Source organism: Archangium sp. (genome assembly GCF_036388035.1).
Lineage (GTDB): Bacteria > Myxococcota > Myxococcia > Myxococcales > Myxococcaceae > Archangium.
This window is the reverse complement of sequence record NZ_DASVSO010000379.1, coordinates 1-4,752: the sequence shown is the minus strand read 5'-3', so window position 1 is coordinate 4,752 and position 4,752 is coordinate 1. Positions and strand designations below refer to the sequence as shown.

The window sequence follows — 4,752 nt, the reverse complement described above, 5'->3', positions numbered from 1 at the left end:
CAAGCGCGGATAGCGCCACGCTCCCACACTCCCGGTGCCGATGAGCCATTCCTAGTTCTACGGCCTCACGCGAAGTGCGTGCCTCGAACAAGGGGGATGGTTGTGGGACTGGAACACGCGACGCTCCGAGGCATCCTGCGGCACACGGGTCCACTCATGAAGTGGCCCCTGGTGGCCGCCCTCTGGGTGGCGCCCGCCTGGGCCGAGTCACCGGCTCCGGCCCCCACCACCCCGAGCGCGGCCTCGAAGGAGGGAGACATCTCCAACCTCGCCGAGAGCGCCTCGTCCCGGCACCAGCTCGACTCGTCGCTGGACAATGACAGTGAGGAGGCCCCGCCCGAGTTCACCATTGGACCGACGGAGCCCGTGGCCCCCGGCGAGCGCCGCTGGGTGCGCAAGTTCGAGCGCGCCGATCTCACCTCCTATTTCGCCGAGGGCGAGCTGGCCAAGGCCAAGGCCGCGTATGACCGGGGCCGCTACCGCGTCGCGCGCCAGTTGCTGGAGACCCAGGAGGCCACCCCGCCGGTGCGCTACCTCCGGGCGATGAGCGCCCTGCGCATGGGCCAGTGGCTCACGGGCGCCGAGGAGCTCGCGGCGCTGGCCGAGGCCCACCCGCCCCTGCGCGACTACTGCCACTTCGAGTCGGCGCGCGCCTATGAGCGGATGCGCAAGTGGACCGAGGCCATCCAGCAGTACGCCGCCGTGTCTCCCGGCGCGCGTCGCTACGAGGAGGCCCGCTTCGGCATGGCCTACATCCTCGAGAAGAAGAAGCAGGACTACGCCGGGGCCGTGGCGGCGCTCACGCCCATCGTCCAGACGGAGTCGCCCAAGCCCAACAACCCCGCCCAGGCCGAGGCGTGGCTGACCATCGCCCGGCTGGCGCGCTACCAGGCCGACTACAACGGCGAGCACCGCGCGCACCTCGCGGTGTGGGCGCTGCACCCCTTCTCCAAGGAGGTCTCCGCGGCCGTGAAGGGCCTGAGGGACCTGCCCTACGTGCCCAAGTGGAAGGTGGCGCGCGCCGAGACGCTGCTCTCGCTGCACCACAACCGCGAGGCGTTGGACCTGCTGGAGAAGCTGCTGCCGAAGATGGAGCTGCCGGACCCGCTCGCCTGCCGCGCGCAGTTCGCGTACGGCACCGCCTGGCGCAAGGAGCGCAAGCACTCGCTGGCCATCCGCGCGCTGCGGCCCGTCATCGAGCAGTGCCAGGACGCCGCGCTGCGCCCCCGCGCGCTGTACGTGCTGGGCTACTCGGAGTCGGTGGTGGAGCCGGAGTCCTCCATCGGCACCTACCTGAAGCTGGCGCAGGAGTACCCGCAGCACGCCTACGCGGATGACGCGCTCTTCTACGCGGCGCACAAGGCGCTGGAGCGCGGGGAGAAGGCCGCGGCCATGGGCTACCTCGACCGGCTCATCGCCCACTACCCGACGAGCAACTTCGCGTCCGAGGCCCTCTTCCAGCGCTTCTGGGTGTACCGCGCCGAGGGGCAGAGTGACGCGGCGCTCGAGGCGCTCTCCCGCATCGAGGCGCTCCAGGGCATGGGCTCCACGCACGAGTCGGTGCAGCGCGCCCGCTACTGGCGCTCGCGCACGCTGCTGACGCTGGGCCGCGCCGAGGAGGCCCACTCGCTCATGGAGCGGGTAGCGGCCGAGGGGGCGGCCACGTGGTACGGGCTGCTGGCGCGCTCGCGCCTGACGCACGAGGCCCCGGAGCGGGCCCGCGCCATCACCACGCGGCTCAAGACGCCCACGAGCCCCACCGAGGTGTGGCCGCTGGACGCGGGCAACCTCGCGCAGGATCCGCACTTCCTCACGGGCATCGAGCTGATGCGGCTGGAGCACCGGGAGGCGCCCGCGGAGCTGCTCGCGGTGGACCGCAGGGGCCGCAACGAGGAGTCCATCCGCCTCCTCTTCCACATCCTCCACACCTCCGGCTACGAGCGCTATGCGCGCTCCATCGCCTGGGCCCTGCGGCGCGAGGGGCTGGCGGCGCCCACCGAGGCCGAGACGCGCCTCATCTACTCGGCGGCCTACCCGCACAGCTTCCGGGACCTGGTGGTGCGGCACAGCCGGGCGGCGCGGGTGAATCCGGACCTCATGCAGGCCCTCATCCGCGAGGAGAGCGCCTTCAATCCCAACGCGCGCTCGCCCACCGGTGCCCTGGGGCTCGCGCAGCTCATGCCGCAGACGGCCTTCGCGGTGGCCCGCCAGCTCAACGTGCCGCTGGACACGTCCACGGCGCTGCTCCAGCCGCATGAGAACATCCGCCTCGGCTCGGCGTACCTGGGCAGCCTGCAGCGGCGCTTCGCGGGCAACCCGGCCTACGCGGTGGCCAGCTACAACGCCGGCCCCGGCGCGGTGGACCGCTGGCTGTCGCGCTTCCCCGATGCCGAGCTGGACGAGTGGGTGGAGCAGATTCCGGTGGAGGAGACGCGCCACTACGTCAAGCGCGTGCTCGGCAGCGCGGCGACCTACCAGCTCCTCTACGCCTCGGGTCCCTTCCCCACGCTGGCCTTCGGGGAGCGCGGCTCCAATAATGCGGGCTCTCGCTAGCCCGCATCCATGTCCCTCGACGAGCTCCACGAGTCCAATACCCAGCTCCAAGGCTCCTGGCGCTTCTTCGCCCGGAGCAGCCGCGCCGGTGAGGTGCTGGAGCTGCCCGAGGTCTCCATCGCCTCGAGCAACGTCTCCTGGTCCATGATGAACGCGGCCTTCCTCCCCTCCCCCGTGGGGACGGAGGAGGCGCTGGAGCGGGCGGCGGCCGCCGCCGCGAGCTACTTCGTGCCCCGGGGGCGAGGCTGGATGCTCGCCCTGTGTGAGGACTGGGTGCCCCCGCGCCTGAGGACCCGGGCCGGGGAGCTCTTCGCCGGCCACGGGCTGAAGCTGTCCCTGGTGGCCACGGGCATGGTGGCCGAGCGCCTCGCGCCCGCCCTGCGGCCCCTGCCGACGCTGGAGATCCGCCAGGCGACGGACTCGGCCGGGCGGAGCCTCCTCGCGGACCTCAATGCCCGCTGCTACGACATGCCGCTCGAGGTGGGGCGCGAGGCCTTCGACGTGCCGGCCCTCTTCGCGGGTGACAGCAAGGGCTACGTCGGCTTCCGCCAGGGGGAGGCCGCCAGCACCGCGGCCGTCCTCCGGGTGGACGAGGTGGCCTACATCTCGATGGTGGCCACCCTGCCCGCGCACCGGCAGCTCGGCTGCGCCGAGGCCGTCATGCGCCGGGCGCTCGACGAGGCCAGGCGCGCCTGGGGAATCGAGCGCACGGTGCTGCACGCCACGCCGGCGGGCCTCCCCGTGTACCGCCGCATGGGCTACCGGCCCGTGACGCGCTTCCACTTCTACATGGCCGCGCCTCCGGGCCGGTGAGCCGGCTCAGCGGCTGGCGGTGGGCAGCGCGAGCGCGCCCTGCAATTCACGCAGCTTCGTCTGGAGGGCGCGGGCGTTGGTGGGCCCCATGCGCAGCAGGTGCTTCTGGGCGGCGCTGAGCTGCTCCAGCTCCGGGGCCGCATAGGTGTAGAGGACGCCCGGCGTGTCCACCACCTCCAGGTCCCCCTCGGGCACCGGCGTGTCGAGCAGCTTCTGGATGGCGTTGGCGAGCGTCTGGTCGAAGCGCTGGCCAGGGCGGCGGATCTCCTTGTACGCCTCGTTGATGAGCGGCTTGAGGGTCTTGTACGTCCGCGCGCTGGCCTGCGTGTCGAGCGAGGTGAGGACGCGCGTCACGGTGTCATAGCGGGCGAAGCTCTCGGGGGCGATGACGGTGCGGCCGTCGCGCTCGACGACCTGGAAGGCCCCCTGGGGCGCCATGAACGCGAGCGCGGCGCGAGGGCTCTCGCCCTCGGCGATGTTGCCGATGGCCGAGGTGAAGCGCCGGACGAGGTCCTCGGTGGAGGCGAGCCACTTTTGCAGCTCGGACTCGGGAGACAGCGGGCCCACGAGCTCGCGCACGCGAACGTCGCTCTGGCCCAGTGCCGGCAGGCTCGGGTCGCGGGGCTCGGACGCCTCGTCGGTGGAAGGAGCCGGAGCCGCGGCGACGGGCGGGGCGGCGGGCGGGGCCGGAGCGGCCGGCTCCTCGCCGCCCCGCAGGAGATAGACGACGAGCACCAGGACGCCCACCGCCGCGAGGAGGCCACCAGCGGCCACGAGGACGCGATTGCGCGGGGACGCAGGGGGAGGCGGAGGTGCGCCGACAGGTTCGCCAGCGGGTGTGCCTCGAGGCTGCTGCGGGTCGCTCATGACTCCTCCAGGAAGGGTGTGTCGGGTGGAACGACTCGACCCCCGGACTATTTCCCAGCTGGGGGGGGAGTCGCCGCCACGTACTGCTCCAAGCGGGTGATACCCAGCTTCTTCATCCGGCTCTGCAGCGTGGAGGGTTTGAGACCCAACAGCGCCGCCGCGCCACCCGGGCCGTAGATGCGGCCCTGCGTCAGCGTCAGCACACGCAGGATGTGCTGGCGCTGCACCTCCTCCAGCGTGGGCACCGCGCCCTCGACCAGCGGCGGAGCCTCCACCAGCACCTTCATCCCCGGCACGCGAATGGGCAGGTCGAACGCCTCGGCGCCCAGCTCCGGTTTGCGCGACAGGATGGTGGCCCGCTCCAGCGCGTTGGCCAGCTCGCGGATGTTGCCCGGCCAGTCATACGCCCCCAGCCGCGCCAGCCCCTCCGGCGTCACCTTCATCCCCCGCCGCCCGGTGCGCCCCGCCTGCTCCTCCAGGAGGAACGTGCAGAGCGGGGGCAGGTCCTCCAGCCGCTCG

General features: G+C 72.3%; 4 protein-coding genes. 2 read left to right on the top strand and 2 right to left on the bottom strand.

Going from position 1 to position 4,752, the window contains the following annotated elements; all coding sequences use genetic code 11:
- Positions 1-156 precede the first annotated feature (156 nt).
- Complete coding sequence (locus VF697_RS15455; RefSeq protein ID WP_331095682.1) at positions 157-2,553, top strand: transglycosylase SLT domain-containing protein; 2,397 nt, start codon at positions 157-159, stop codon at positions 2,551-2,553.
- Positions 2,554-2,562: 9 nt separating this feature from the next.
- Positions 2,563-3,366 carry a GNAT family N-acetyltransferase gene (locus VF697_RS15450; RefSeq protein ID WP_331095680.1) on the top strand — a complete coding sequence of 268 codons (804 nt, stop codon included), beginning with the start codon at positions 2,563-2,565 and terminating at the stop codon, positions 3,364-3,366.
- A 6-nt stretch (positions 3,367-3,372) separates the two neighbouring features.
- Here the strand turns inward: VF697_RS15450 and VF697_RS15445 are convergent, their stop codons facing one another.
- Together VF697_RS15445 and VF697_RS15440 are read right to left on the bottom strand one after the other, a co-directional pair.
- Positions 3,373-4,233 (bottom strand): DUF3014 domain-containing protein, encoded by an 861-nt coding sequence (locus tag VF697_RS15445; RefSeq protein ID WP_331095678.1) that lies wholly within the window; start codon positions 4,231-4,233, stop codon positions 3,373-3,375.
- A 47-nt stretch (positions 4,234-4,280) separates the two neighbouring features.
- A partial coding sequence (locus tag VF697_RS15440) for a helix-turn-helix domain-containing protein (RefSeq protein ID WP_331095677.1) occupies positions 4,281-4,752 on the bottom strand: 472 nt, incomplete at its 5' end.